The following is a 21,942-nucleotide window of genomic DNA, read 5'->3' as shown; positions in this document are numbered from 1 at the left end:
AATGCCTCCTAGCGAGTGATGATCAGCGGATGGCCGCGCTCCGGGTGAGGTTGTACCAGGACGTCGATGCCGAACACCGCCCGCAGCGCCGTCGGAGTCAGCACTTGTTGCGGTGTGCCCAGCGCATGGCCGCGGCCCTGCTCCAGCAAAAGAATATGGTCACAGTAGCGCGCCGCCAGGTTCAGGTCATGCAGGATCACCAGCACCGACGCGCCACGGTCGGCGAAACTGCGTACCGCCTGCAGCGTGGTGTGCTGATGCAGGGGGTCCAGCGCAGAAGTGGGTTCATCCAGCAACAGCGTGGTGCCGGGCTCGCCCGGCCACAGCTGGGCCAGCACCCGCGCCAGGTGCACGCGCTGGCGCTCCCCCCCGGACAGCGCCAGGTAGCTGCGCTCGACCAGGTGCTGAGCATCCGCCGCCGCCAGCGCCGCCTCGACGATTTCCCGGTCGCGCTGACGGCCGCTGGCATGGGGCAGGCGGCCGAGACCGACCACTTCCGCGACACTGAAGGCAAAGCCAAGGCTGGACGCCTGCGGCAGTACCGCCAGGCGCCGGGCACGCTCCTGGCCCGGCCAATCGTCCAGCCCGAGGCCCTCGAGGTGCACGCGCCCGGCAGTGGGCGCCAGTTCGCCACACAGCACGCCGAGCAGGCTGCTCTTGCCGGCGCCATTGGGCCCGAGCACACCTAGCACCTGCCCTGGCCGCAACGTGAGGTTGATGTCGTGCAGCACCTGGCTGCCACCACGTTTGAGAGACAGCCCTTGGACGTCGAGCATCAGTTGCGCACCTTCACCAGCAGGAACAGGAAGAATGGCGCCCCGATAAAGGCGGTGACGATGCCGATCGGCAACTCTGCCGGGGCCAGGGCCAGGCGCGCGACCAGGTCGGCGAACAGCAGCAAGGTACCGCCCGCCAGCAACGAAGCCGGCAGCAGCACCCGATGATCCGGCCCCGCCACCAGCCGCACCAGGTGCGGCACCACCAGGCCGATGAAGCCGATCAGGCCGGCCGCGGCGACCGCCGCCCCCACGCCGAGCGCGGTGCAGAACACCAGCTCGCGCTTGAGCTTTTCTACCTCGATACCCAGGTGCCGGGCCTCCGACTCGCCTAGCAGCAAGGCGTTGAGCGCCTGCGCCCGGCGCGGCAGCCACAAGGCCACGGCCGCCGCCACCAGCAGCAACGGCCACAGCCGCTCGTAGCTGGCGCCGTTGAGGCTGCCCAGGTTCCAGAAGGTCAAGGTGCGCAGGGTGGCGTCGTCGGCCAGGTAAGTGAACAGGCCCACCGCCGAGCCGCCCAGCGCGGTCATCGCGATACCGGCCAGGAGCATGGTCGCCACGTTGGTCTGGCCGTCGCGGCGCCCCAGGCGATAGACCATCGCTGTCACGCCCAGACCGCCGACGAAGGCACACAACGACAACAGATAAGGCGCGAACCAGTCAGGAATGCCGCCCAGCCAGCTGCCGCCGGCGATCGCCACCGCGGCCCCCAGGGCGGCGCCGCTGGCGACACCGACCAGCCCCGGATCGGCCAGCGGGTTGCGGAACAACCCCTGCATCGCCACGCCGGACAATGCCAGCACCGCGCCGACCGCCAGCCCCAGCAGGGTACGCGGCAGGCGGATCTGGCCGAGGATCATCTCGGCCTGCTCCAGGCCCTCGCCGCTGACCGGCAACCCGACCAGGCGCAGGCCGGCGCGCAGGGTATCGAACAGCGGCAGGCTGACCGGCCCCAGCGCCAGCGACAACCACACCGCCAGCAGGCACAGCAAGGCCAGGGTAATGAACAACGTACGTGGTCGAACCCGCGGCATCATGGATTGAGGTTGGCCTTGGCGGCGGGATAGAAGCTGGCGGCCAGCTCATGCAGGGTGGCCGGCAGGCGCGGGCCGAGGCCGCCGACCAGCAACGTCGGGTCGAGCGACAGCAGGCGCTTGTCGCGCACCGCACGGGACGTCGCCAGGGCCGGGTTTTCCTTGATCAGTGCCTGCAAGGCCTGTTCGCCACTGAGGGCCCGGTCGGAGAACACCACCACGTCCGGGTTAAGCGCGGCGAGGGCCTCCACCGAGAAGTTCTTGTAGCCCTGGTGGTCGGCAAGATTGCGCCCTCCCGCCTGACGCAGCACCCAGTCCCCGGCAGTGCCCTGCCCGGCGATCATCGGCTTGGCGCCGGCATGCCCGACCAGCAGCAACACGCCAGGCGCCTTCTGCCCGGCCTGGGCCTGCTCGACCTGTTTGTGCAACGCCTCCAGCTGCTGGCGGTAATCGGCAGCCAACGTCTTGGCCTTGTGCTCGTCGCCGAGCAATGCCCCCAAGTGCTTGAGATTCTCGTCAACCGCCCCCACTTCGGCCTTGCTGGAGAACAGCTCGACCCGCACCCCGGCCTTGCGGATCTGCGCCAGCACCGGCGGTGGCCCCATTTCCTCAGTGCCCACCAGCACGTCAGGGCGCAGGCTGAGGATGCCTTCGGCCGACAACTGGCGCTGGTAACCGATGCTGGGCAGCGCCTTGAGCGACTCGGGGTGCTGGCTGGTGGTGTCGACGCCGACCAGGCGCTGCTCACCGCCCAGGGCGCTGATCCACTCGCTCAAGGCACCACCGGCGCTCACCCAGCGCTGTGGCAGCTCGGCGGCCATGGTGTGGGTAGACAGGGCAAGACCGGCGCACAGGGCAATCAAGGCAGCGGGACGGCGCATCATCGGATTCCTTTGCAGAGGGCGGGCAGCACACCTTGTGGCGGGCGGCACAAGTGCGCACCATAGACAGCCTGGCGCGACGAATGCGGGCAATTTGATAATTATTCGCATTGAAGCGTCAAGCCATCCCTTTGTCACACGGCTTAACCGGAAGACTCCGCTGCGATGCATTTTCTCTGCGCCTCCAACGACCTCGCCGAGGGCCACAGCCGCGCCTTCAGCGTAGCCGGCATAGCGCTGTTCGGCGTGCGCCGCCAGGGCACGGTCCACCTCTATCGCAACCGCTGCCCGCACCGGGGCATCCCGCTGAACTGGGCGGCGGACAGCTTTCTCGATGACAGCGCGAGCCTGATCCAGTGCGCCCATCACGGGGCCCAGTTCCTGATAGAAAGCGGCGAATGCATTACTGGCCCCTGCGCGGGCGAATGGCTGGAAGCCCTGGACTGCCGGGAAGACAGCCAGGGCATCTGGCTTACGGATTGAGCAATACCGGCAGCGGCCGGTCGATGACCAGTTGCTGGGCATCCAGGCGCGTGCCGTAGGCCAGCACCTCGACCCCTTCCGCCACCGCGGCGCGCAGTGCCTGGGCGTAGGCGGCGTCGATCTCCTGGGCCGGGCGCACGGCCTCGATGCCGGTCAGGTTCACGCAATACAGCTGCACCGCACGGATGCCCTGGCGTGCCAGGGCGGCCAGCTCTCGCAGGTGTTTGGCCCCACGCTGGGTGACGGCGTCGGGGAACGCCGCCACGGGAGTATCGGGGTAACCGAGGGTCACGCTCTTGACCTCGACGTAGGCCTTGTCGCCATTGGCGAACTCCAGGTAGAAGTCGATACGGCTACGTTCCTCGCCATACGCCACTTCACGCTTGAGCGTGGTGAACCCGGTCAGCTCCGTGATCACTCCGGCCCGCAGCGCTTCCTCCACCACCGCATTGGCGCGCCCGGTATTGATGCAGGCCAGCCGCCCCTGGGGCGTTTCGCTGATCTCCCAGGTACCGGGCAGCTTGCGCTTGGGGTCGTTGGAGCGGCTGAACCACACCTGCCCGCCTTCGCGCATGCAATTGAGCATGGAGCCAGTGTTGGGGCAGTGAATGGTCAGCTGCTCGCCGGTGGCCAGTTCGATGTCGGCCAGGAAGCGTTTATAGCGGCGCAGCAGGCGCGCCTGCTCCAGTTGCGGAAACAGCATCCGTCAGCCCTGCCAGCTTTTCAGGCCACGGGCGATGCGCTGCACCGCCTCCTCCAGGCGCGGCAGACTCTGGGTGTAGGCAAAACGCACATGGTGGCCGGCCTGGTGACGACCGAAGTCCAGCCCCGGGGTGAATGCCAGGTGCTCGGTTTCGAGGAAGTGCCGGCAGAACGCGAAGGCATCGCCGCCGAACGCGCTGATATCGGCATACAGATAGAAGGCGCCTTGCGGCTCCACGGCGATACCGAAGCCCAACTCACGCAATGCCGGCAACAAGTAGTCGCGGCGGCGGGCGAACTCGGCGCGGCGCTCCTCGAGGATGGCCAGTGTTTGCGGCTCGAAGCAGGCCAGCGCGGCATGCTGGGCCATGCTCGGAGCACTGATGTAGAGGTTCTGCGCCAGCTTTTCCAGGTCCGCTACCGCCGACGGCGGCGCCACCAGCCAGCCCAGGCGCCAGCCGGTCATGCCGAAATATTTGGAAAAACTGTTCAGGACGAAGGCCTCATCGTCGACTTCCAGCACGCTCGGCGCATCCATGCCGTAGGTGAGGCCGTGATAGATCTCGTCCACCACCAGATGCCCATGGCGTTCGCGGGTAGCCTTGGAAAGGCTGGCCAACTCGTCGCGGTCGAGCACCGTGCCCGTCGGGTTGGCTGGCGACGCCACCAGGGCACCGACCGTGTCCTTGTCCCAGTAACGCTCGACCAGATCGGCGGTCAGCTGGTAATTGACCTCCGGCCCCACCGGCACCAGCTGCGCGCCGCCTTCCACCAGGCGCAGGAAGTGGCGGTTGCACGGGTAGCCCGGGTCGGCCAGCAGCCAGTGCTTGCCCGGATCGACCAGCAGGCTGCTGGCCAGCAGCAGCGCGCCGGAACCGCCCGGGGTGATGAGCACGCGCTCCGGGTCGAGGTCCACACCGTAGCGTTGGCCATAGAACCCGGCGATTGCCTCACGCAGTTGCGGCAAGCCGCGGGCAGCCGTGTAACGGGTGTGCCCGGCGGCCAAGGCAGCCTGGCCCGCGGCGACGATGGGCGCGGCGGTGGTGAAGTCCGGCTCGCCGATCTCGAGGTGGATCACGTCGTGGCCCGCAGCCTGCAGCTCGTTGGCACGCGCCAGCAGGGCCATCACGTGGAAGGGTTCGATGGCGCGACTGCGCGCACTGTGTGGCTGAGCCATGGGCCTTCTCTCAATTGGGTGTAAACTGGTGATTCTACCTGTGCACCGCAGCGAACGTGCCGCCCGCCCTGCTGTCAATAGCAGGCATAGGGCGGGGTAGCGCACCCCGGATCTATCTGGTAAGTTCGGCGGCTCGCAGTCGCAGGGCCGGCGGGTGCCGGCGATGGAAGCAAGCCTGCGCATTGGATCAGATGAGTGAGAGGCGGTCTATTCATGTCCACCGTAGAAAAGCAAAAAACCAGTCAGTCCATGTACGGTGTAGAGCCCTATAAAGAAACCAAGGGCGAAGAGTACATGGGGGAGCCCATGCGCAAGCACTTCACCAAGCTTCTGGGAGCATGGAAGCTTGAGTTGATGACGAGCGTGGACCAGACCGTGACGCACATGAAGGACGAGGCAGCCAACTTCCCAGACCCGGCTGACCGTGCCAGCCAGGAAGAAGAGTTCGCCCTGGAACTGCGCAACCGCGATCGTGAGCGCAAGCTGATCAAGAAAATCGACAAGACCCTGCAGAAGATTCAGGACGAAGAGTACGGCTGGTGCGACTCCTGTGGCATCGAGATCGGCCTGCGCCGCCTCGAAGCCCGCCCGACCGCCGACCTGTGCTTCGACTGCAAGGAAATTGCCGAGAAGAAGGAAAAGACTGTCGGTAAAGGCTGATTCCAGAACCTCGCAGACGGGGCGTACTGGTTGTGGAGGCGGGCTTGCCCGCTCCTGCAATCGGTACGCCCCGTCTTCATTTATATAGCTGTGCAATCCATGAACGACTCCCGCTACATCGGCCGCTTCGCCCCCACCCCCAGCGGCTTTCTGCACTTCGGCTCGCTGGTGGCCGCCCTCGCCTCCTGGCTAGACGCTCGCGCGGTCGATGGCCTCTGGTTGCTGCGCATGGAAGACACCGACCCGCCCCGGGAAATGCCCGGGGCACGCGATGCGATCCTGCAGACCTTGGAGCGCTACGGCCTGGAGTGGGACGGCGAGGTAGTGTTCCAGAGCCAGCGCCATGAGGCCTATGCCGCCGTGGTCGACCGTTTGTTCAGCATGGGCCTGGCCTATGCCTGCCCCTGTTCGCGCAAGCAACTGGAAGGGTACGACGGTATCTACCCAGGCTTTTGCCGTAACGCCGGGCATCCTCGGCAAGACGCGGCCATTCGCCTGCGCGTGCCGGAATTGATCTACCGCTTCACGGATCGCGTCCAGGGTACGTTCGAACAGCACCTCGGGCGCGAGGTGGGCGACTTCGTCATCCAGCGCCGCGACGGGCTCTACGCCTACCAGTTGGCAGTGGTGCTGGACGATGCCTGGCAGGGCGTCACCGACATCGTGCGCGGCGCCGACCTACTGGACAACACGCCCCGCCAGCTGTACCTGCAGGAGTTGCTGGGCTTCTCGCAGCCGCGTTACCTGCACATTCCATTGATCGTGCAGCCTGACGGGCACAAGCTGGGCAAGTCGTATCGATCGCCGCCGCTTGAGGCGGACCAGGCCACGCCCTTGCTGCTGCGAGCGTTGCGGGCATTGGGGCAGCAGATCGATCCGGCACTGACAGGAGCCAGTCCGGCCGAGGTTTTGGCGGTGGCACGCCAGCAGTGGCGGCCGGAGCACATTGCACGGCAGATGACCGTGCCCGAGGCTGATTTGCGCTGAGGCAGTAGCGGCCCTATCGCGGAGCAAGCCCGCGCCCACGATGCCTGGCTATGCGCAGGCTCGCGACAGGGCCAGAACAAGCAAAACCAGGCTCAAAAGCCCAACAAATTCAAACCCTTGGCTAACAGCCCCGATTCCCGCTAGCATCGCCCCAGCCATTTGCGCCAATAATAAGTCCAAACCGCAGCGCCCAACCCTTCGAGGCCAGCATGTACATCTATCGTTTGGTCCTGCTTCTGGTGGTGGGGATCTACCTGTTCTCCCCCGCCATCATGGACTGGTGGATCGAGCCGACCGGTGCCTGGTACCGCCCCTACCTGCTCTGGCTGATCCTCATCGTCGTCACCTTCATCCTGCAGAGCCAACGAGATGCCGATGAGCTTTAGCCTGACCCAGATGATCCTGATCAGCGCCGCCTACCTGCTGGTGCTGTTCAGCGTGGCCTGGATCAGCGAGCGCGGGCTGATCCCGCGGGCGATCATTCGCCACCCCCTGACCTACACCTTGTCGCTGGGCGTCTACGCCAGTGCCTGGGCCTTCTATGGCTCGGTCGGCCTGGCCTATCAATATGGCTACGGCTTCCTTGCCTGTTACCTGGGGGTGTCCGGGGCCTTCCTGCTGGCCCCGGTGCTGCTCTATCCGATCCTCAAGATCACCCGCACCTACCAGCTGTCGTCACTGGCCGACCTGCTGGCGTTTCGCTTTCGCAGCACCTGGGCCGGCGCGCTGACCACCATCTTCATGCTGATCGGCGTGCTGCCCCTGCTGGCCCTGCAGATCCAGGCGGTGGCCGACTCGATCAGCATCCTCACCGGCGAGCCGGTCAAGGCGCGGGTGGCGTTCGCCTTCTGCGTGCTGATCATCCTGTTCACCATCTTCTTCGGCTCACGCCATATCGCCACCCGCGAAAAACACGAAGGCCTGGTGTTCGCCATCGCCTTCGAATCGGTGATCAAGCTGTTGGCGCTGGGTGGTATCGGCCTTTATGCGCTGTACGGCGTGTTCGGTGGCCCGCATGGGCTGGAAGTCTGGCTGCTGCAGAACCAGACCGCCCTCGCCGCCTTGCACACGCCGCTGCAGGAAGGCCCCTGGCGCACCCTGCTGCTGGTGTTCTTCGCCTCGGCGATCGTCATGCCGCACATGTATCACATGGCCTTCACCGAAAACCTCAGCCCGCGCTCGCTGGTCAGCGCCAGCTGGGGCCTGCCGCTGTTCCTGCTGCTGATGAGCCTGGCGGTGCCGCTGGTGCTGTGGGCCGGCCTGCGCCTGGGCGCCAGCACCAACCCCGAGTACTTCACCCTGGGCCTGGGCATCGCCGCCAACAACGAAGCGCTGGCGCTGCTGGCCTATGTCGGTGGCTTGTCGGCCGCCAGCGGACTGATCATCGTCACCACCCTGGCGCTGTCGGGCATGGCGCTGAACCACCTGGTGCTGCCGCTGTACCAGCCGCCGGCCGAAGGCAACATCTACCGCTGGCTGAAGTGGACCCGCCGGGCGCTGATCGTCGCCATCATCACCGCCGGTTTCGTCTTCTACCTCACCCAGAACAACCACCAGAGCCTGGCCAACCTGGGCATCGTCGCCTTCGTCGCCACCTTGCAGTTCCTGCCCGGGGTGCTTTCGGTGCTGTACTGGCCGACCGCCAACCGACGAGGGTTCATCGCCGGCCTGCTGGCCGGCATGCTGGTGTGGATGGTGACCATGCTGCTGCCGCTGCTGGGCAACCTGCAGGGCTTCTACATCCCATTGCTGGACATGATCTACGTGCTGGACGACACCAGCTGGCACATGGCGGCCATCGCCTCGCTTGCGGCCAACGTCCTGCTGTTCACCCTGATCTCGCTGTTCACCAATGCCAGCAGCGAAGAGGTCAGCGCCGCCGAGGCCTGCGCGGTGGATAACGTGCGCCGCCCGCAACGCCGCGAACTGCACGCAGCCTCGCCCCAGGAGTTCGCCACCCAGCTGGCCAAGCCGCTGGGTGCCAAGGCTGCGCAAAAAGAGGTGGAGCAGGCCCTGCGCGACCTCTACCTGCCCTTCGACGAACGCCGCCCCTATGCGCTGCGGCGCCTGCGCGACCGCATCGAGGCCAACCTGTCCGGCCTGATGGGGCCGAGCGTGGCGCAGGACATGGTCGAGACCTTCCTGCCGTACAAGTCCGGCAACGAGAACTACGTCACCGAGGACATCCACTTCATCGAGAGCCGCCTCGAGGACTATCACTCGCGCCTGACCGGCCTTGCCGCCGAGCTCGACGCCCTGCGCCGCTACCACCGCCAGACCCTGCAGGAACTGCCCATGGGCGTGTGCTCGCTGGCCAAGGACCAGGAGATCCTGATGTGGAACAAGGCGATGGAGGAGCTCACCGGCATCGCCGCCAAGCATGTGGTCGGCTCGCGCCTGGTGACCATCGCCGAACCCTGGCGCGGCCTGCTGCAAGGCTTCATCAACGTGCCCGACGAACACCTGCACAAGCAGCGCCTGGTCCTCGATGGCCAGCCGCGCTGGCTGAACCTGCACAAGGCCGCCATCGACGAGCCGCTGGCCCCGGGCAACAGTGGCCTGGTGCTGCTGGTCGAGGACCTCACCGAGACCCAGGCACTGGAGGACAAGCTGGTGCACTCCGAGCGCCTGGCGAGCATCGGCCGCCTTGCCGCGGGCGTGGCCCACGAGATCGGCAACCCGATCACCGGCATCGCTTGCCTGGCGCAGAACCTGCGCGAGGAGCGCGAGGGCGACGGCGAGATCATTGAGCTGTCCAGCCAGATTCTTGAGCAGACCAAGCGCGTGTCGCGCATCGTCCAGTCGCTGATGAGTTTCGCCCACGCCGGCGGCAGCCAGCAGAACAGCGAAGAGCCGGTGTGCCTGGCCGAGGTGGCGCAGGATGCCATTGGTCTGCTGGCGTTGAACCGGCGCAATTTCGAAGTACAGTTCTTCAACCTCTGCGACCCGCAACACTGGGTCGAGGGCGACCCGCAACGCCTGGCCCAAGTGCTGATCAACCTGCTCTCCAACGCCCGCGACGCCTCGCCACCCGGCAGCGCCGTGCGCGTTCGCAGTGAAATCAACGAGCACACCGTCGACCTGGTGGTCGAGGACGAAGGCAGCGGTATTCCGAAAAGCATCATGGACCGCCTGTTCGAACCCTTCTTCACCACCAAGGACCCGGGCGAAGGAACCGGACTGGGGCTCGCTCTGGTCTATTCCATCGTGGAAGAGCATTATGGGCAAATCACCATCGACAGCCCGGCCGACATCGAGCGCCAACGTGGTACCCGGATCCGCGTGACCCTGCCCCGGCATGTCGTAGCGACGTCCCCTGAAATTCGAGACCGTCGAGAGAATTGAATCAATGCCGCACATTCTGATCGTCGAAGACGAAACCATCATCCGCTCGGCCCTGCGTCGCCTGCTCGAGCGGAACCAGTACCAGGTCAGCGAAGCCGGCTCGGTGCAGGAAGCCCAGGAACGCTTCAGCATTGCCACCTTCGACCTGATCGTCAGTGACCTGCGCCTGCCGGGTGCCCCGGGTACCGAGCTGATCAAGCTCGGCCAGGGCACGCCGGTACTGATCATGACCAGCTACGCCAGCCTGCGCTCGGCGGTGGACTCGATGAAAATGGGCGCGGTGGACTACATCGCCAAGCCCTTCGACCACGACGAGATGCTCCAGGCCGTGGCGCGTATCCTGCGCGACCGGGTGAACGCCCCGGCCTCGGCGCCGGCCGGCGAGCCCCGGGCCGCCAATGGCAAGGCCAGCGCGGAGAAGACCAGCCCCGCCGCCGCCAATGGCGAGATCGGCATCATTGGCTCCTGCCCGCCGATGCAGGACATGTTCGTGAAGATTCGCAAGGTCGCGCCAACCGACTCCAATGTGCTGATCCAGGGCGAATCCGGCACCGGCAAAGAGCTGGTCGCCCGCGCCCTGCACAACCTCTCGCGCCGGGCAAAGGCACCGATGATCTCGGTCAACTGCGCGGCGATCCCGGAAACCCTCATCGAGTCGGAACTGTTCGGCCACGAGAAGGGCGCCTTCACCGGCGCCAGCGCGGGCCGGGCGGGGCTGGTCGAAGCCGCCGATGGTGGCACCCTGTTCCTCGACGAGATCGGCGAGCTGCCGCTGGAAGCCCAGGCCCGCCTGCTGCGGGTGCTGCAGGAAGGCGAGATCCGCCGGGTGGGCTCGGTGCAATCGCAGAAGGTCGACGTGCGCCTGATCGCGGCCACCCACCGCGACCTGAAGAACCTGGCCAAGGCCGGGCAGTTCCGTGAAGACCTTTACTACCGCCTGCATGTGATCGCCCTGAAATTGCCGGCCCTGCGCGAGCGTGGCAGCGACGTCAACGAGATCGCCAATGCCTTCCTTGCCCGCCAGAGCGCACGGATCGGCCGCGACGACCTGCATTTCTCCCACGATGCCGAACAAGCCATTCGCCACTACAGCTGGCCGGGCAACGTGCGCGAGCTGGAAAACGCGGTGGAGCGCGCAGTGATTCTCAGCGAAAGCGCGGAAATTTCCGCCGACCTGCTGGGCATCGACATCGAGCTGAGCGACCTGGAAGACGACGACATGCTGGACAACCTGCCGGCGCTGGCCAGCAGCAACAGCGCCAGCCATGAGCCGACCGAGGACCTGTCGCTGGAGGATTACTTCCAGCACTTCGTGCTCGAGCACCAGGACCACATGACCGAAACCGAACTGGCCCGCAAGCTGGGCGTCAGCCGCAAATGCCTGTGGGAACGCCGCCAGCGCCTGGGCATCCCGCGGCGCAAGAGCAACGCCACCAGCGACAACTGATTCTGTGTAATCCGATCGCGGGGCAAGCCCGCTCCCACGCCAGTCTTGCCTGGTCCGTGGGAGCCGGGCTTGCCCCGCGGTTGTTTGGGGTAACACATCAGTTACCGCAAAAATCTGTTACCTACCCTGCCGGGCGTAACATCCCCCGAGGCGTAAGGTAACGAAATTTCTACATTTGCCCCGCGGCAAAAGCTGCCTGGAACGCTGAAAGCCCCGATTTCATTGGATCTTCAAAAGTTGGCACGGCACCTGCTATATCTCTGGCACAAGAACAATAACAAGCACTGCAACTCAGAATAAGAACAAGACGAAACGGCTCACGCACAATAAAAACAAGACGGCGGAGGCGCAGCTAACTGATTCTTTTGGAGAGGCGTTGTGTTTGGGGCTTGCCCCACGATCAGGCAGAGAACAACAAAAACTGCATTCAAAAGCAGCACCTGAACTGATTGGATCGACAGATCAGCATCAACTCGGCGACCAAAGCAATCCGTTTGCTCTTTACCCCCGGTTTGGGGGTCGTCCACAAGCTTCAAGATTTGTGGACAGGGCACTCAACAAAAACAAGAAGCCCAGCAGAAGAACAATAAGAGCACGCAACGACTTGATGGGGAGCTTCGGCTCCCCATGTCGTTTCTCCCCTTCGCATCACCCTTGCCACACCGCCTACACCATTCCCCCAGTAAATGCTAGAATCCCCGCCCATCATGCGGCCATTCTCCTATCCTTGGCCGATCATTCCTTCAAACAGTGCATCCCATGCTGAAGAAGCTGTTCCAGTCGTTCCGCCCGCCCGTTCGTGGCCAGCACCACAGGCGTACCACGCCTGAAGTGATCAACAAGAGCCAGCACTCGCTGCAGCGCAGCCAGTTCAGCCGCCATGCCGTGAGCATCGTCGAGCGCCTGCAGGCGGCCGGCTATCAGGCCTACCTGGTCGGTGGCTGCGTGCGCGACCTGCTGCTGGGCATCACGCCCAAGGACTTCGACGTCGCCACCAGCGCCACCCCCGAGCAGGTCCGCGCGGAGTTCCGCAACGCCCGTATCATCGGCCGGCGCTTCAAGCTGGTCCACGTGCATTTCGGCCGTGACATCATCGAGGTCGCCACCTTCCGTGCGCCCCACTCCGATGAAGACCAGTCCGATAGCCACCGTTCGTCGCACAATGCCAGCGGTCGCATCTTGCGCGACAACGTGTACGGCACGTTGGAAGAAGACGCGCAACGCCGCGACTTCACCATCAACGCCCTGTACTACGACCCGGTCAGCGAGCGCATCCTCGACTACGCCAACGGTGTCCACGACATCCGTAACCGGCTGCTGCGCCTGATCGGCGATCCGACCCACCGTTACCAGGAAGATCCGGTACGCATGCTGCGCGCCGTGCGCTTCGCCGCCAAGCTGGACTTCGGCATCGAGAAGCACACCGTGCAGCCGATCCGCGAGCTGGCGCCGATGCTGCGCGACATCCCACCCGCGCGCCTGTTCGAGGAAAGCCTCAAGCTTTTCCTCAACGGCCAGGGGGCGATCACCTTCGAGATGCTGGTCGACCTGCAATTGTTCGAGCCGTTGTTCCCGGCCAGCAGCCATGCCCTGGAAGAACGCCCGAGCTACACCCACAGCTTGATCAGCCAGGCATTGGCCAACACCGACCTGCGCGTCAAGCAGGGCAAGCCGGTGACGCCCGCCTTCCTGTTCGCCGCGCTGCTCTGGCCTGCCCTGCCAAGCCGCGTACTGTACCTGCAGAGCCAGGGCGTGCCGCCGATTCCGGCCATGAACGGCGCGGCCCACGACCTGATCGCCGAACAGTGCGCACGCATCGCCATCCCCAAGCGCTTCACCCTGCCGATCCGCGAGATCTGGGACATGCAGGAGCGCCTGCCACGGCGCAGCGGCAAGCGCGCCGACATGCTGCTGGACAACCCGCGTTTCCGCGCCGGCTACGACTTCCTGCTGCTGCGTGAAAGCGCCGGCGAGGAAACCGATGGGCTGGGCCAATGGTGGACCGACTACCAGGATGCCAACGACAGCCAGCGCCGCGACATGATCCGCGAGCTGGGCAACCGTGACGACGCCGCTGGCGCCGGTGCCGGCCCACGCAAGCGCAAGCGCAGTGGCGGCAAGCGCAAGCGTGACGACGAGCAGGCCTGGGACTGAGCATGACCACCCGTGCGTACATCGGCCTGGGCAGCAACCTGGATGAGCCCGCCGAGCAGCTGCGCAGCGCCCTGCAGGCGCTGGACCTGATCGCCGAGACCCGCCTGGCGGCGGCCTCGGCGCTCTACACCAGCGATTCGCTGCTGCCGGGCCAGCCACGCTACACCAACGCCGTGGCGGCCATCGACACGGCACTGGCACCGCTGGACCTGCTGGACGCCCTGCAGGCCATCGAGAACGACCAGGGCCGCGTACGCAAGGAACGCTGGGGCCCACGCACCCTCGACCTGGACATGCTGCTGTTCGGCGACCAGGTCATCGACGTACCACGCCTGAAAGTCCCGCACTACCATATGCAGGCCCGTCCCTTCGTGCTCTACCCGCTCGCCGAGCTGGTTCCCGAAAGCTTCTGCCTTGCCGACGGCCGCCCCCTCGCGCAATTGCTCGAGGGCTGCCCGTTCGTCGGCCTGGAACGCCTGTAAATCGGGCGTTTCAGACGGCGGTAACGCCAGTAACACCCACGCCGTAACAATGCGGTAACACGGCTGGTTGACTTCCCCCACCTCGCTCACGACTATAGGCGTCCCGCGGCGCCACTGTGCCGCTATCACCCATTTAGGCTCGGACGGATCTGTGCCCGAACATCACGACCGATGATGTGCCGCTCCGGAAGATGAATACACGCGTTGTACGCAGTTGTTGTTCACAGCGCCTGAACGAGGACTCCCCTACATGCCTGAAGTAACCCTGACTACCCTGCACGGCCTGAAGGCCAAGGGTGAAAAAATCACCATGCTGACCTGCTATGACGCGACCTTCGCCAAGGCAGCCAGCCAGGCCGGCGTGGAGGTGCTGCTGGTGGGCGACTCCCTGGGCATGGTCCTGCAGGGCCATGACAGCACCTTGCCCGTCACCAATCGCGACATGGCCTACCACACCGCCTGCGTCAAGCGCGGCAACGAGGGGTCGCTGATCCTCGCCGACCTGCCGTTCATGGCCCATGCCACCCCCGAGCAAGCCTTCGCCAACGCCGCCGAACTGATGCGTGCCGGCGCCCACATGCTCAAGATCGAAGGCGCCGCCTGGCTGGGCGAAACCATTCGCCTGCTGGCCGAACGCGGCGTGCCGGTGTGCGCGCACATGGGCCTGACCCCGCAGACGGTCAACGTGCTGGGCGGCTACAAGGTCCAGGGTCGCCAGGAAGCCCAGGCGCGTCAGATGCGCGCCGACGCCATCGCCCTGGAACAGTCCGGCGCGGCCATGCTGCTGCTCGAGTGTGTGCCCAGCGAGCTGGCCGCAGAAATCTCCCAGGCCGTGAGCATTCCGGTGATCGGCATCGGTGCCGGCAGCGCCACCGATGGCCAGGTGCTGGTGTTGCACGACATGCTCGGGCTGTCGTTGAGCGGCCGCGTGCCGAAGTTCGTGAAGAACTTCATGGTCGGCCAACCGGACATCCAGAGTGCCCTGGCCGCCTATGTCCGCGCGGTCAAGGACGTCAGCTTCCCCGGCAGCGAACATGGGTTCAGCGCATGAATACCGTCAAGACCGTCCGTGAGCTGCGCGCCGCCGTGGCCCGCGCCCGTGGCGAGGGCAAGCGCATCGCCTTCGTGCCGACCATGGGCAACCTGCACAGCGGCCACGCCGCCCTGGTGACCAAGGCCGCACAGCGCGCCGACTTCGTGGTCGCCAGCATCTTCGTCAACCCGTTGCAGTTCGGCGCCGGCGAAGACCTGGACAAGTATCCACGCACCCTCGCCGCCGACCAGGAGAAACTGCTCCAGGCCGGCTGCCACCTGCTGTTCGCCCCTACCGTCGAGGAGATGTACCCCGACGGCATGACCGTGCAGACCCGCGTCAGCGTGCCGCAACTGTCCGAAGGGCTGTGCGGCGCCAGCCGTCCTGGCCACTTCGAGGGCGTGGCGACCGTGGTCAGCAAGCTGTTCAACATGGTCCAGCCAGACCTGGCCGTGTTCGGCGAGAAGGATTTCCAGCAACTGGCGGTGATCCGCGCCATGGTCCGCGACCTGAACATGCCGATCCAGATCATCGGCGAGCCGACCGTGCGCGCCGAGGATGGCCTGGCGCTGTCCTCGCGCAATGGCTACCTGACGCCGGAGCAGCGTGCCGCCGCGCCGGCGCTGTACCGTGTGCTGGGCGGCATGGTCGAGGCCTTGCGCCGTGGCCAGCGCGACTACGCGGCGCTGATCGCCGAGGGCCAGGCGCAACTCGAAGCCGCCGGGTTCCGTAAGGATTACCTGGAAGTGCGCCACGCCGTCACCCTGCGCCCGGCGCAGGTCGATGACCGTGACCTGGTGGTGATCGCCGCAGCTTACCTGGGTAACACTCGGCTGATCGACAATCTTTATCTGCACCTGGAAGAGCAGACCGCCTGAGCTCGACGCGTGGGAGCGGCTCAACGCCGCCCCACGCGTACCTTGGGTATCAGGCCGGTGACAATTTTTAATCCGCGCCGCCCGCCTCCCCCCATTCCCGCCTTGGCGCCAATGCCTATAATGTCCAGCTTGCAACCGGCAATGACTGCCGCTGTCCAAGCCTGACCATGCAACAAGGAAACCACCCGCAATGGCGTATTACCGTACCCCCCACGATGTGACGGCGCTGCCCGCCTGGCAGGCGCTCCAGCAACACCGCGACGCCATGCAGGGCTTCAGCATGCGCGAAGCCTTCGCCGCCGACGGCAAGCGCTTCGACCAATTCTCCTTGAGCAGCTGCGGCCTGTTTCTCGACTACTCGAAGAACCTGATCACCGAGCAGACCCGAGACCTGCTGGTCAACCTGGCCAAGGAAGTCGACCTGGAAGCAGCCATCAAGTCGATGTTCAGCGGCGAGATCATCAACGCCTCCGAAGGCCGCCCGGTGCTGCACACCGCCCTGCGCCGCCCGGTCGGCGACAAGCTCAGCGTGAACGGCGTCAACGTGATGCCCGAAGTGCACAAGGTGCTCAACCAGATCACCGAACTGGTCGGGCGCATCCACGATGGCCTGTGGCGCGGCTACAGCGAGAAGCCGATCACCGACGTGGTCAACATCGGCATCGGCGGCTCGTTCCTGGGCCCGGAGCTGGTCTCCGAGGCTCTGCTGCCCTACGCCCAGCGCGGCGTGCGCTGCCACTACCTGGCGAACATCGACGGCAGCGAGTTCCATGAACTGTCGGCCAACCTGCGCGCCGAGACCACCCTGTTCATCGTGTCGTCGAAGTCGTTCAACACCCTCGAGACCCTGAAGAACGCCATGGCCGCGCGTACCTGGTACCTGGCCCAGGGCGGCTCGGAAGCCGAGCTGTACCGCCACTTCATCGCCGTGTCGAGCAACAAGGCTGCGGCCGTGGCCTTCGGCATCCGCGAAGAGAACATCTTCCCGATGTGGGACTGGGTGGGCGGGCGTTACTCGCTGTGGTCGGCCATCGGCCTGCCGATCGCCCTGGCCATCGGCACCGCCAACTTCAAGGAGCTGCTGTCCGGCGCCTACACCATGGACCAGCACTTCCAGACCGCGCCGTTCGAGAAGAACATGCCGGTGCTGCTGGCCTTGCTGGGCGTATGGTACGGCAACTTCTGGGGCGCCCGCAGCCACGCGATCCTGCCGTACGACCACTACCTGCGCAACATCACCAAGCACCTGCAGCAGCTGGACATGGAGTCCAACGGCAAGAGCGTGCTGACCGATGGCACGCCGGTGCAGACCGAAACCGGCCCGGTAATCTGGGGCGGCGTCGGCTGCAACGGCCAACACGCCTACCACCAACTGCTGCACCAGGGCACCCAGCTGATCCCGGCCGACTTCATCGTGCCGGTGGTGAGCTTCAACCCGGTGGCCGACCATCATCAGTGGCTGTACGCCAACTGCCTGTCGCAGAGCCAGGCACTGATGCTCGGCAAGACCCGCGAGGAAGCCGAGGCCGAACTGCGCGCCAAGGGCCTGAACCAGGACGACATCGCCAAGCTGGCGCCGCACAAGGTGATCCCAGGCAACCGCCCTAGCAACACCCTGGTGGTCGAGCGCATCAGCCCGCGCCGCCTTGGCGCGCTGGTGGCAATGTACGAGCACAAGGTGTTCGTGCAGAGCGTGGTCTGGGGCATCAACGCCTTCGACCAGTGGGGCGTGGAGCTGGGCAAGGAACTGGGCAAGGGCGTGTACCAGCGCCTGGTCGGGGCCCAGGAAGACAGCGCCGAGGATGGCTCGACCCAAGGACTGATCAACTACTTCCGCGGCCGTCACCGCGGCTGATCGCCCTGTAGCCGTCAATCGCGGGGCAAATCGCATCGGTGCGCCGATGCGGCTTGCCCCGCGATGCTTTCGGCCCGGGAACACCCCCACCTTCTACACTGTCCATCGAATAGCCGTTGCAGTCCCTCGCCCCTAACAAGAGCAGGACCACCCGCCATGTTCGATATCCGCGACTATCCCGAGGCACTGGCCGTCAGCCAGGCCGCCACACTCTCCGACGACGACTACCGCCGCCTCTATCGCCAGTCGGTGGACGACCCCGACACCTTCTGGACCGAGCAGGCCAAGCGCCTGGACTGGATCAAGCCCTGGTCGAGCGTGCAGCAATGCGACCTGAAGACCGGCACGGCGCGCTGGTTCGATGGCGCCCAGCTGAATGTCAGCCAGAACTGTATCGATCGCCACCTGGCCACGCGCGGCGAACAGACCGCGCTGCTCTGGGAGGGCGACGCCCCCAAGGACAGCAAGGCCATCAGCTACCGCGAGCTGCACCGCCAGGTGTGCCGGCTGGCCAATGCCCTGAAAGCCCGGGGTGTGAACAAAGGCGACCGGGTGTGCATCTACATGCCGATGATCCCCGAGGCCGCCTATGCGATGCTCGCCTGCACCCGCATCGGCGCCATTCACTCGGTGGTGTTTGGCGGCTTCTCCCCCGATGCCCTGCGCGACCGTATCCTCGACGCCGATTGCCGCACCGTGATCACTGCCGACGAAGGGGTGCGCGGCGGCAAGCGCATACCGCTCAAGCAGAATGTCGACAAGGCGCTGGCCAGCTGCCCGGCCGTCAGCAGTGTGCTCGTGGTCAAGCGCACCGGCGGCGACGTCAGCTGGAGCGAAGGCCGTGACCTTTGGTACCACGAGGCAACGGCAAAGGCCGGTGACGACTGCCCGCCCGAACCGATGAACGCCGAGGACCCGCTGTTCATCCTCTACACCTCCGGCAGCACCGGCAAACCCAAGGGCGTGCTGCACAGCACCGCCGGCTACCTGCTGCAGGCCACGATGACCTTCAGAGTGGTATTCGATTACCGCGACGGCGAAGTGTTCTGGTGCACCGCCGACGTCGGCTGGGTCACCGGCCACAGCTATATCGTCTATGGTCCGCTGGCCAACGGCGCGATCTCGCTGATGTTCGAAGGCGTGCCCAACTACCCCGACACCTCACGTTTCTGGGAGGTGGTGGACAAGCATAAGGTGAACATCTTCTACACCGCGCCCACCGCGTTGCGGGCCCTGATGCGTGAAGGCTCCGGCCCGCTGCAGGGCACCTCGCGCCAGAGCCTGCGCCTGCTCGGCAGCGTCGGCGAGCCGATCAACCCGGAGGCCTGGGAATGGTACTTCGAGGCGGTCGGGCAGAAACGCTGCCCCATCGTCGACACCTGGTGGCAGACCGAGACCGGCGGCATCATGCTCACGCCCCTTCCCGGCACACAAAGGCTCAAGCCCGGTTGCGCCACCCAACCGATGTTCGGCGTGCAGCCTGTGCTGCTGGATGAAAAGGGCAAGCTCATCGAGGGGCCAGGCGCCGGCCTGCTGGCGATCAGGGCCAGCTGGCCCGGGCAGATCCGCAGCGTCTACGGCGATCACCAGCGCATGGTCGACACCTACTTCAAGCCCATGCCCGGCTATTACTTCACCGGCGACGGCGCCCGCCGCGACGCCGATGGCGACTACTGGATCACCGGGCGCATCGACGACGTAATCAACGTCTCCGGCCACCGCATCGGCACCGCCGAGGTGGAGAGCGCGCTGGTGCTGCACGACAGCGTCGCCGAAGCCGCGGTGGTCGGTTATCCCCATGACCTCAAGGGCCAGGGCGTCTATGCCTTCGTCACCCCCATGAACGGTATAGAACCGGATGATGCGCTCAAGGCCGAACTGCTGGCCCTGGTCAGCAAGGAAATCGGCAGCTTCGCCAAGCCCGAGCTGATCCAGTGGGCGCCCGCCCTGCCCAAGACCCGCTCGGGCAAGATCATGCGGCGCATCCTGCGCAAGATCGCCTGCAACGAGCTGGACAACCTGGGGGATACATCCACCCTCGCCGACCCCAGCGTGGTCCAGGGCCTGATCGACAAACGTCTCAACCAGTAGAACCCTTGGGGCGGCCGCCACCGCCGCCCCGATCATCCTTTACCGCATTGACATTATCGGTAAATCCCGATATTATCGCGCCATGGAACTGCTCGACATATTCAAGGCACTCTCGAACCGTACCCGTCTCGAGATCCTCAAAGGCCTGAAAGACCCGGTGAAACACTTTCCTCCCCAGGACGAAGGTGACGTTCATACCGTGGGCGTCTGTGTGAGCAGCATCCAGGAAGGCGTCGGGCTGTCGCAGTCGACGGTGTCCGACTACCTGGCCACCCTGCAGCGTGCAGGCCTGGTCGAAGTCCGGCGCATTGGCCAGTGGACCTATTACAAGCGTAACGAAGCAGCCATCAGCGCGCTCGCCGAGCTGATCGGGAGTGAGTTGTAGGTTTTACTTTTATCTCTATACATCGACTTTTCCCGATATCCCGTTTTATCGAACCCTTTTATCTAACCCAAGGAGGCAACAACTGCGGCACCTGGCAGGTGCCAAGGCATAGAACAGCAACTTCACTCTACTTTATACATCGATATTTCCCGATATCCCTTTTTATCGAAGCGAGGAAACACCATGAAAGCGTTGATACTGGATTCCTTTGGCGGCCCGGACGCATTCGCCTATCGCGATGTCGCCAAACCGGTGCCGCAGGCCGGACAGGTGCTGGTCCGGGTGCACACCACCTCCATCAACCCCCTGGATTACCAGGTTCGGCGTGGCGACTACCCCGACCTGGTGCCCCTCCCGGCCATTACCGGGCACGACGTTTCCGGCGTGGTCGAAGCCGTCGGGCCGGGTGTGACCGCGTTCAGGCCGGGCGACGAGGTGTGGTACACGCCGCAGATCTTCGACGGGGCGGGCAGCTATGCCGAGTACCACGTCGCCGCCGAAGACATCATCGGCCTGAAGCCGCCTTCGCTGAGCCACCTGGAGGCAGCCAGCCTGAGCCTGGTCGGCGGCACGGCCTGGGAGGCCCTGGTAGTGCGTGCGGCGCTCAGGGTGGGCGAGCGCATCTTGATTCACGGCGGCGCAGGTGGTGTCGGCCACGTGGCGATCCAGCTGGCCAAGGCCATGGGCGCAAGGGTGTTCACCACCGTGCGCGAGGCCAATGCCGAATTCGTGCGGCAAATGGGCGCGGACGTGGTCATCGACTATGAGCATCAGGATTATGTCGATGTCGTCCAGCGGGAAACCGGGGGCCAAGGCGTCGACGTGGTCTTCGACACCATCGGTGGCGATACCCTGGCACGCAGCCCGGACGTCCTGGCGCAACTGGGGCGCGTGGTGTCGATCGTGGACATCGCGCAACCGCAGAACCTGATCCAGGCTTGGGGCCGCAACGCGAGTTACCACTTCGTCTTCACCCGGCAGCACCGCGGCAAGCTCGACGAGTTGAGCGCGCTGGTCGAACGCGGGCAACTGAAGCCACACGTGGGCGCCGTCTACTCCCTCGCTGAGGTTCCCCTCGCCCATGCCCGGCTGCAAAGCGCCAACAATGGCCTGCAGGGGAAGATCGCCATTGCGGTCGTGCCCTTGGCCGACCCCGCCAGCGCTTGAAGCACCTGCCACCCTTTTCGACTTCAAGGACCGCCATGATCTACGAAATTGCCCTGCTTCCCATTCGTCCGACCCACGTCGATACCTTCGCGCACGTATTCGCCGAGGTCGCCCCGTTGCTCAGCCGAGCCAAGGGTCACGTCAGCCATATGCTCACGCAAGGGATCGAGAGCCCTCATCAGTTCAACCTGATCGTGCAATGGCAGACACTCGAGGACCACACGCCGGGTTTCGAGGCCAGTGAAGACCATGAGGTCTTCATGGCCCACCTGACACCATATTTTTCCGAGGAGCCCACGGTTTATCATGTACAGGGCGGCGCGTTCGAAACGCACGCGCCCACCAGCCCGGGCGGTGCCCGACTGGACGACAATCGCCCAACCCCCTAGACGGCCGCCATGGCGG

Annotated in this window: 20 protein-coding genes; 15 read left to right on the top strand and 5 right to left on the bottom strand. The window is 65.2% G+C overall.

The window, feature by feature from the left end:
- Nucleotides 1–8: 8 nt before the first annotated feature.
- Genes C3F42_RS21300 through C3F42_RS21290 form a run of 3 tightly spaced genes read right to left on the bottom strand, consistent with a single transcriptional unit; the run spans nucleotide 9 to nucleotide 2,694 of the window.
- Nucleotides 9–776 carry a heme ABC transporter ATP-binding protein gene (locus C3F42_RS21300; RefSeq protein WP_038706854.1) on the bottom strand — a complete coding sequence of 256 codons (768 nt, stop codon included), beginning with the start codon at nucleotides 774–776 and terminating at the stop codon, nucleotides 9–11.
- Nucleotides 776–1,759, bottom strand: coding sequence for an iron ABC transporter permease (locus C3F42_RS21295; RefSeq protein WP_177410856.1), 984 nt, complete (start codon nucleotides 1,757–1,759; stop codon nucleotides 776–778). The genes C3F42_RS21300 and C3F42_RS21295 overlap by 1 nt, the downstream gene beginning before the upstream one ends.
- A 50-nt stretch (nucleotides 1,760–1,809) precedes the next feature.
- A complete protein-coding gene (locus C3F42_RS21290; RefSeq protein ID WP_094012261.1) occupies nucleotides 1,810–2,694 on the bottom strand; it encodes a hemin ABC transporter substrate-binding protein in 885 nt (294 codons plus the stop codon).
- 162 nt (nucleotides 2,695–2,856) lie between these two features.
- On the opposite strand from C3F42_RS21290, the gene C3F42_RS21285 reads away from it, so the two are divergent.
- On the top strand, nucleotides 2,857–3,174 hold the full coding sequence (locus C3F42_RS21285; protein WP_023631907.1) for a Rieske 2Fe-2S domain-containing protein: 318 nt from the start codon (nucleotides 2,857–2,859) through the stop codon (nucleotides 3,172–3,174).
- On the opposite strand, the gene sfsA is transcribed toward C3F42_RS21285, so the two are convergent.
- Together sfsA and C3F42_RS21275 are read right to left on the bottom strand one after the other, a co-directional pair.
- Nucleotides 3,164–3,877 carry a DNA/RNA nuclease SfsA gene (gene sfsA / locus C3F42_RS21280; RefSeq protein WP_094012259.1) on the bottom strand — a complete coding sequence of 238 codons (714 nt, stop codon included), beginning with the start codon at nucleotides 3,875–3,877 and terminating at the stop codon, nucleotides 3,164–3,166. The genes C3F42_RS21285 and sfsA overlap by 11 nt on opposite strands.
- 3 nt (nucleotides 3,878–3,880) lie before the next feature.
- Nucleotides 3,881–5,053 (bottom strand): pyridoxal phosphate-dependent aminotransferase, encoded by a 1,173-nt coding sequence (locus tag C3F42_RS21275; RefSeq protein WP_104444866.1) that lies wholly within the window; start codon nucleotides 5,051–5,053, stop codon nucleotides 3,881–3,883.
- A gap of 213 nt (nucleotides 5,054–5,266) precedes the next feature.
- Here C3F42_RS21275 and dksA point away from each other — a divergent pair, with 213 nt between their 5' ends.
- The 14 genes from dksA (at nucleotide 5,267) to C3F42_RS21200 (ending at nucleotide 21,926) form a co-directional block, all read left to right on the top strand.
- Nucleotides 5,267–5,713 (top strand): RNA polymerase-binding protein DksA, encoded by a 447-nt coding sequence (gene dksA, locus C3F42_RS21270; RefSeq protein WP_046854085.1) that lies wholly within the window; start codon nucleotides 5,267–5,269, stop codon nucleotides 5,711–5,713.
- A gap of 99 nt (nucleotides 5,714–5,812) precedes the next feature.
- The gene (gene gluQRS / locus C3F42_RS21265) at nucleotides 5,813–6,700 is read left to right on the top strand and encodes a tRNA glutamyl-Q(34) synthetase GluQRS (RefSeq protein ID WP_094012258.1); all 888 of its coding nucleotides are present in this window, start codon (nucleotides 5,813–5,815) and stop codon (nucleotides 6,698–6,700) included.
- A gap of 209 nt (nucleotides 6,701–6,909) precedes the next feature.
- Entirely contained in the window at nucleotides 6,910–7,086 is a 177-nt protein-coding gene (locus C3F42_RS21260; RefSeq protein ID WP_003250005.1) for a hypothetical protein, read from the top strand.
- Entirely contained in the window at nucleotides 7,070–10,045 is a 2,976-nt protein-coding gene (locus C3F42_RS21255; RefSeq protein WP_172670868.1) for a sensor histidine kinase, read from the top strand. The genes C3F42_RS21260 and C3F42_RS21255 overlap by 17 nt, the downstream gene beginning before the upstream one ends.
- A gap of 4 nt (nucleotides 10,046–10,049) precedes the next feature.
- Nucleotides 10,050–11,492 carry a sigma-54 dependent transcriptional regulator gene (locus tag C3F42_RS21250; RefSeq protein ID WP_038706859.1) on the top strand — a complete coding sequence of 481 codons (1,443 nt, stop codon included), beginning with the start codon at nucleotides 10,050–10,052 and terminating at the stop codon, nucleotides 11,490–11,492.
- Nucleotides 11,493–12,251: 759 nt separating this feature from the next.
- Nucleotides 12,252–13,646 (top strand): polynucleotide adenylyltransferase PcnB, encoded by a 1,395-nt coding sequence (locus C3F42_RS21240; protein ID WP_094012257.1) that lies wholly within the window; start codon nucleotides 12,252–12,254, stop codon nucleotides 13,644–13,646.
- 2 nt (nucleotides 13,647–13,648) lie between these two features.
- A complete protein-coding gene (gene folK / locus C3F42_RS21235; RefSeq protein WP_023632696.1) occupies nucleotides 13,649–14,128 on the top strand; it encodes a 2-amino-4-hydroxy-6-hydroxymethyldihydropteridine diphosphokinase in 480 nt (159 codons plus the stop codon).
- Nucleotides 14,129–14,378: 250 nt separating this feature from the next.
- Nucleotides 14,379–15,179 (top strand): 3-methyl-2-oxobutanoate hydroxymethyltransferase, encoded by an 801-nt coding sequence (panB, locus tag C3F42_RS21230; RefSeq protein WP_094012256.1) that lies wholly within the window; start codon nucleotides 14,379–14,381, stop codon nucleotides 15,177–15,179.
- A complete protein-coding gene (gene panC, locus C3F42_RS21225; protein ID WP_038706861.1) occupies nucleotides 15,176–16,039 on the top strand; it encodes a pantoate--beta-alanine ligase in 864 nt (287 codons plus the stop codon). The genes panB and panC overlap by 4 nt, the downstream gene beginning before the upstream one ends.
- Nucleotides 16,040–16,229: 190 nt before the next feature.
- Nucleotides 16,230–17,894 carry a glucose-6-phosphate isomerase gene (gene pgi, locus C3F42_RS21220; protein ID WP_038706862.1) on the top strand — a complete coding sequence of 555 codons (1,665 nt, stop codon included), beginning with the start codon at nucleotides 16,230–16,232 and terminating at the stop codon, nucleotides 17,892–17,894.
- Nucleotides 17,895–18,050: 156 nt separating this feature from the next.
- The gene (gene acs, locus C3F42_RS21215; protein WP_104444864.1) at nucleotides 18,051–19,985 is read left to right on the top strand and encodes an acetate--CoA ligase; all 1,935 of its coding nucleotides are present in this window, start codon (nucleotides 18,051–18,053) and stop codon (nucleotides 19,983–19,985) included.
- 82 nt (nucleotides 19,986–20,067) lie between these two features.
- Nucleotides 20,068–20,370 (top strand): helix-turn-helix transcriptional regulator, encoded by a 303-nt coding sequence (locus C3F42_RS21210; RefSeq protein WP_023631021.1) that lies wholly within the window; start codon nucleotides 20,068–20,070, stop codon nucleotides 20,368–20,370.
- Between the two features lie 183 nt (nucleotides 20,371–20,553).
- Nucleotides 20,554–21,537: a zinc-dependent alcohol dehydrogenase family protein gene (locus C3F42_RS21205; protein WP_104444863.1), complete on the top strand. Its 984-nt coding sequence runs from the start codon at nucleotides 20,554–20,556 to the stop codon at nucleotides 21,535–21,537.
- A 35-nt stretch (nucleotides 21,538–21,572) separates the two neighbouring features.
- A complete protein-coding gene (locus C3F42_RS21200) occupies nucleotides 21,573–21,926 on the top strand; it encodes an antibiotic biosynthesis monooxygenase (RefSeq protein ID WP_104444862.1) in 354 nt (117 codons plus the stop codon).
- Nucleotides 21,927–21,942: the final 16 nt, after the last annotated feature.

Origin of the sequence: Pseudomonas sp. PONIH3 (assembly GCF_002934345.1) — a bacterium.
Taxonomy (GTDB): domain Bacteria; phylum Pseudomonadota; class Gammaproteobacteria; order Pseudomonadales; family Pseudomonadaceae; genus Aquipseudomonas; species Aquipseudomonas soli.
This window is presented reverse-complemented; position numbering and strand designations above follow the sequence as displayed.

What these genes read in the sequence shown, in the direction of transcription:
- C3F42_RS21300 (WP_038706854.1), bottom strand. Translation starts at nt 776, where the DNA reads ATGCTCGACGTCCAAGGGCTGTCTCTCAAACGTGGTGGCAGCCAGGTG.
- C3F42_RS21290 (WP_094012261.1), bottom strand. Translation starts at nt 2,694, where the DNA reads ATGATGCGCCGTCCCGCTGCCTTGATTGCCCTGTGCGCCGGTCTTGCC.
- C3F42_RS21285 (WP_023631907.1), top strand. Translation starts at nt 2,857, where the DNA reads ATGCATTTTCTCTGCGCCTCCAACGACCTCGCCGAGGGCCACAGCCGC.
- sfsA (WP_094012259.1), bottom strand. Translation starts at nt 3,877, where the DNA reads ATGCTGTTTCCGCAACTGGAGCAGGCGCGCCTGCTGCGCCGCTATAAA.
- C3F42_RS21275 (WP_104444866.1), bottom strand. Translation starts at nt 5,053, where the DNA reads ATGGCTCAGCCACACAGTGCGCGCAGTCGCGCCATCGAACCCTTCCAC.
- dksA (WP_046854085.1), top strand. Translation starts at nt 5,267, where the DNA reads ATGTCCACCGTAGAAAAGCAAAAAACCAGTCAGTCCATGTACGGTGTA.
- gluQRS (WP_094012258.1), top strand. Translation starts at nt 5,813, where the DNA reads ATGAACGACTCCCGCTACATCGGCCGCTTCGCCCCCACCCCCAGCGGC.
- C3F42_RS21260 (WP_003250005.1), top strand. Translation starts at nt 6,910, where the DNA reads ATGTACATCTATCGTTTGGTCCTGCTTCTGGTGGTGGGGATCTACCTG.
- C3F42_RS21255 (WP_172670868.1), top strand. Translation starts at nt 7,070, where the DNA reads ATGCCGATGAGCTTTAGCCTGACCCAGATGATCCTGATCAGCGCCGCC.
- C3F42_RS21250 (WP_038706859.1), top strand. Translation starts at nt 10,050, where the DNA reads ATGCCGCACATTCTGATCGTCGAAGACGAAACCATCATCCGCTCGGCC.
- C3F42_RS21240 (WP_094012257.1), top strand. Translation starts at nt 12,252, where the DNA reads ATGCTGAAGAAGCTGTTCCAGTCGTTCCGCCCGCCCGTTCGTGGCCAG.
- folK (WP_023632696.1), top strand. Translation starts at nt 13,649, where the DNA reads ATGACCACCCGTGCGTACATCGGCCTGGGCAGCAACCTGGATGAGCCC.
- panB (WP_094012256.1), top strand. Translation starts at nt 14,379, where the DNA reads ATGCCTGAAGTAACCCTGACTACCCTGCACGGCCTGAAGGCCAAGGGT.
- panC (WP_038706861.1), top strand. Translation starts at nt 15,176, where the DNA reads ATGAATACCGTCAAGACCGTCCGTGAGCTGCGCGCCGCCGTGGCCCGC.
- pgi (WP_038706862.1), top strand. Translation starts at nt 16,230, where the DNA reads ATGGCGTATTACCGTACCCCCCACGATGTGACGGCGCTGCCCGCCTGG.
- acs (WP_104444864.1), top strand. Translation starts at nt 18,051, where the DNA reads ATGTTCGATATCCGCGACTATCCCGAGGCACTGGCCGTCAGCCAGGCC.
- C3F42_RS21210 (WP_023631021.1), top strand. Translation starts at nt 20,068, where the DNA reads ATGGAACTGCTCGACATATTCAAGGCACTCTCGAACCGTACCCGTCTC.
- C3F42_RS21205 (WP_104444863.1), top strand. Translation starts at nt 20,554, where the DNA reads ATGAAAGCGTTGATACTGGATTCCTTTGGCGGCCCGGACGCATTCGCC.
- C3F42_RS21200 (WP_104444862.1), top strand. Translation starts at nt 21,573, where the DNA reads ATGATCTACGAAATTGCCCTGCTTCCCATTCGTCCGACCCACGTCGAT.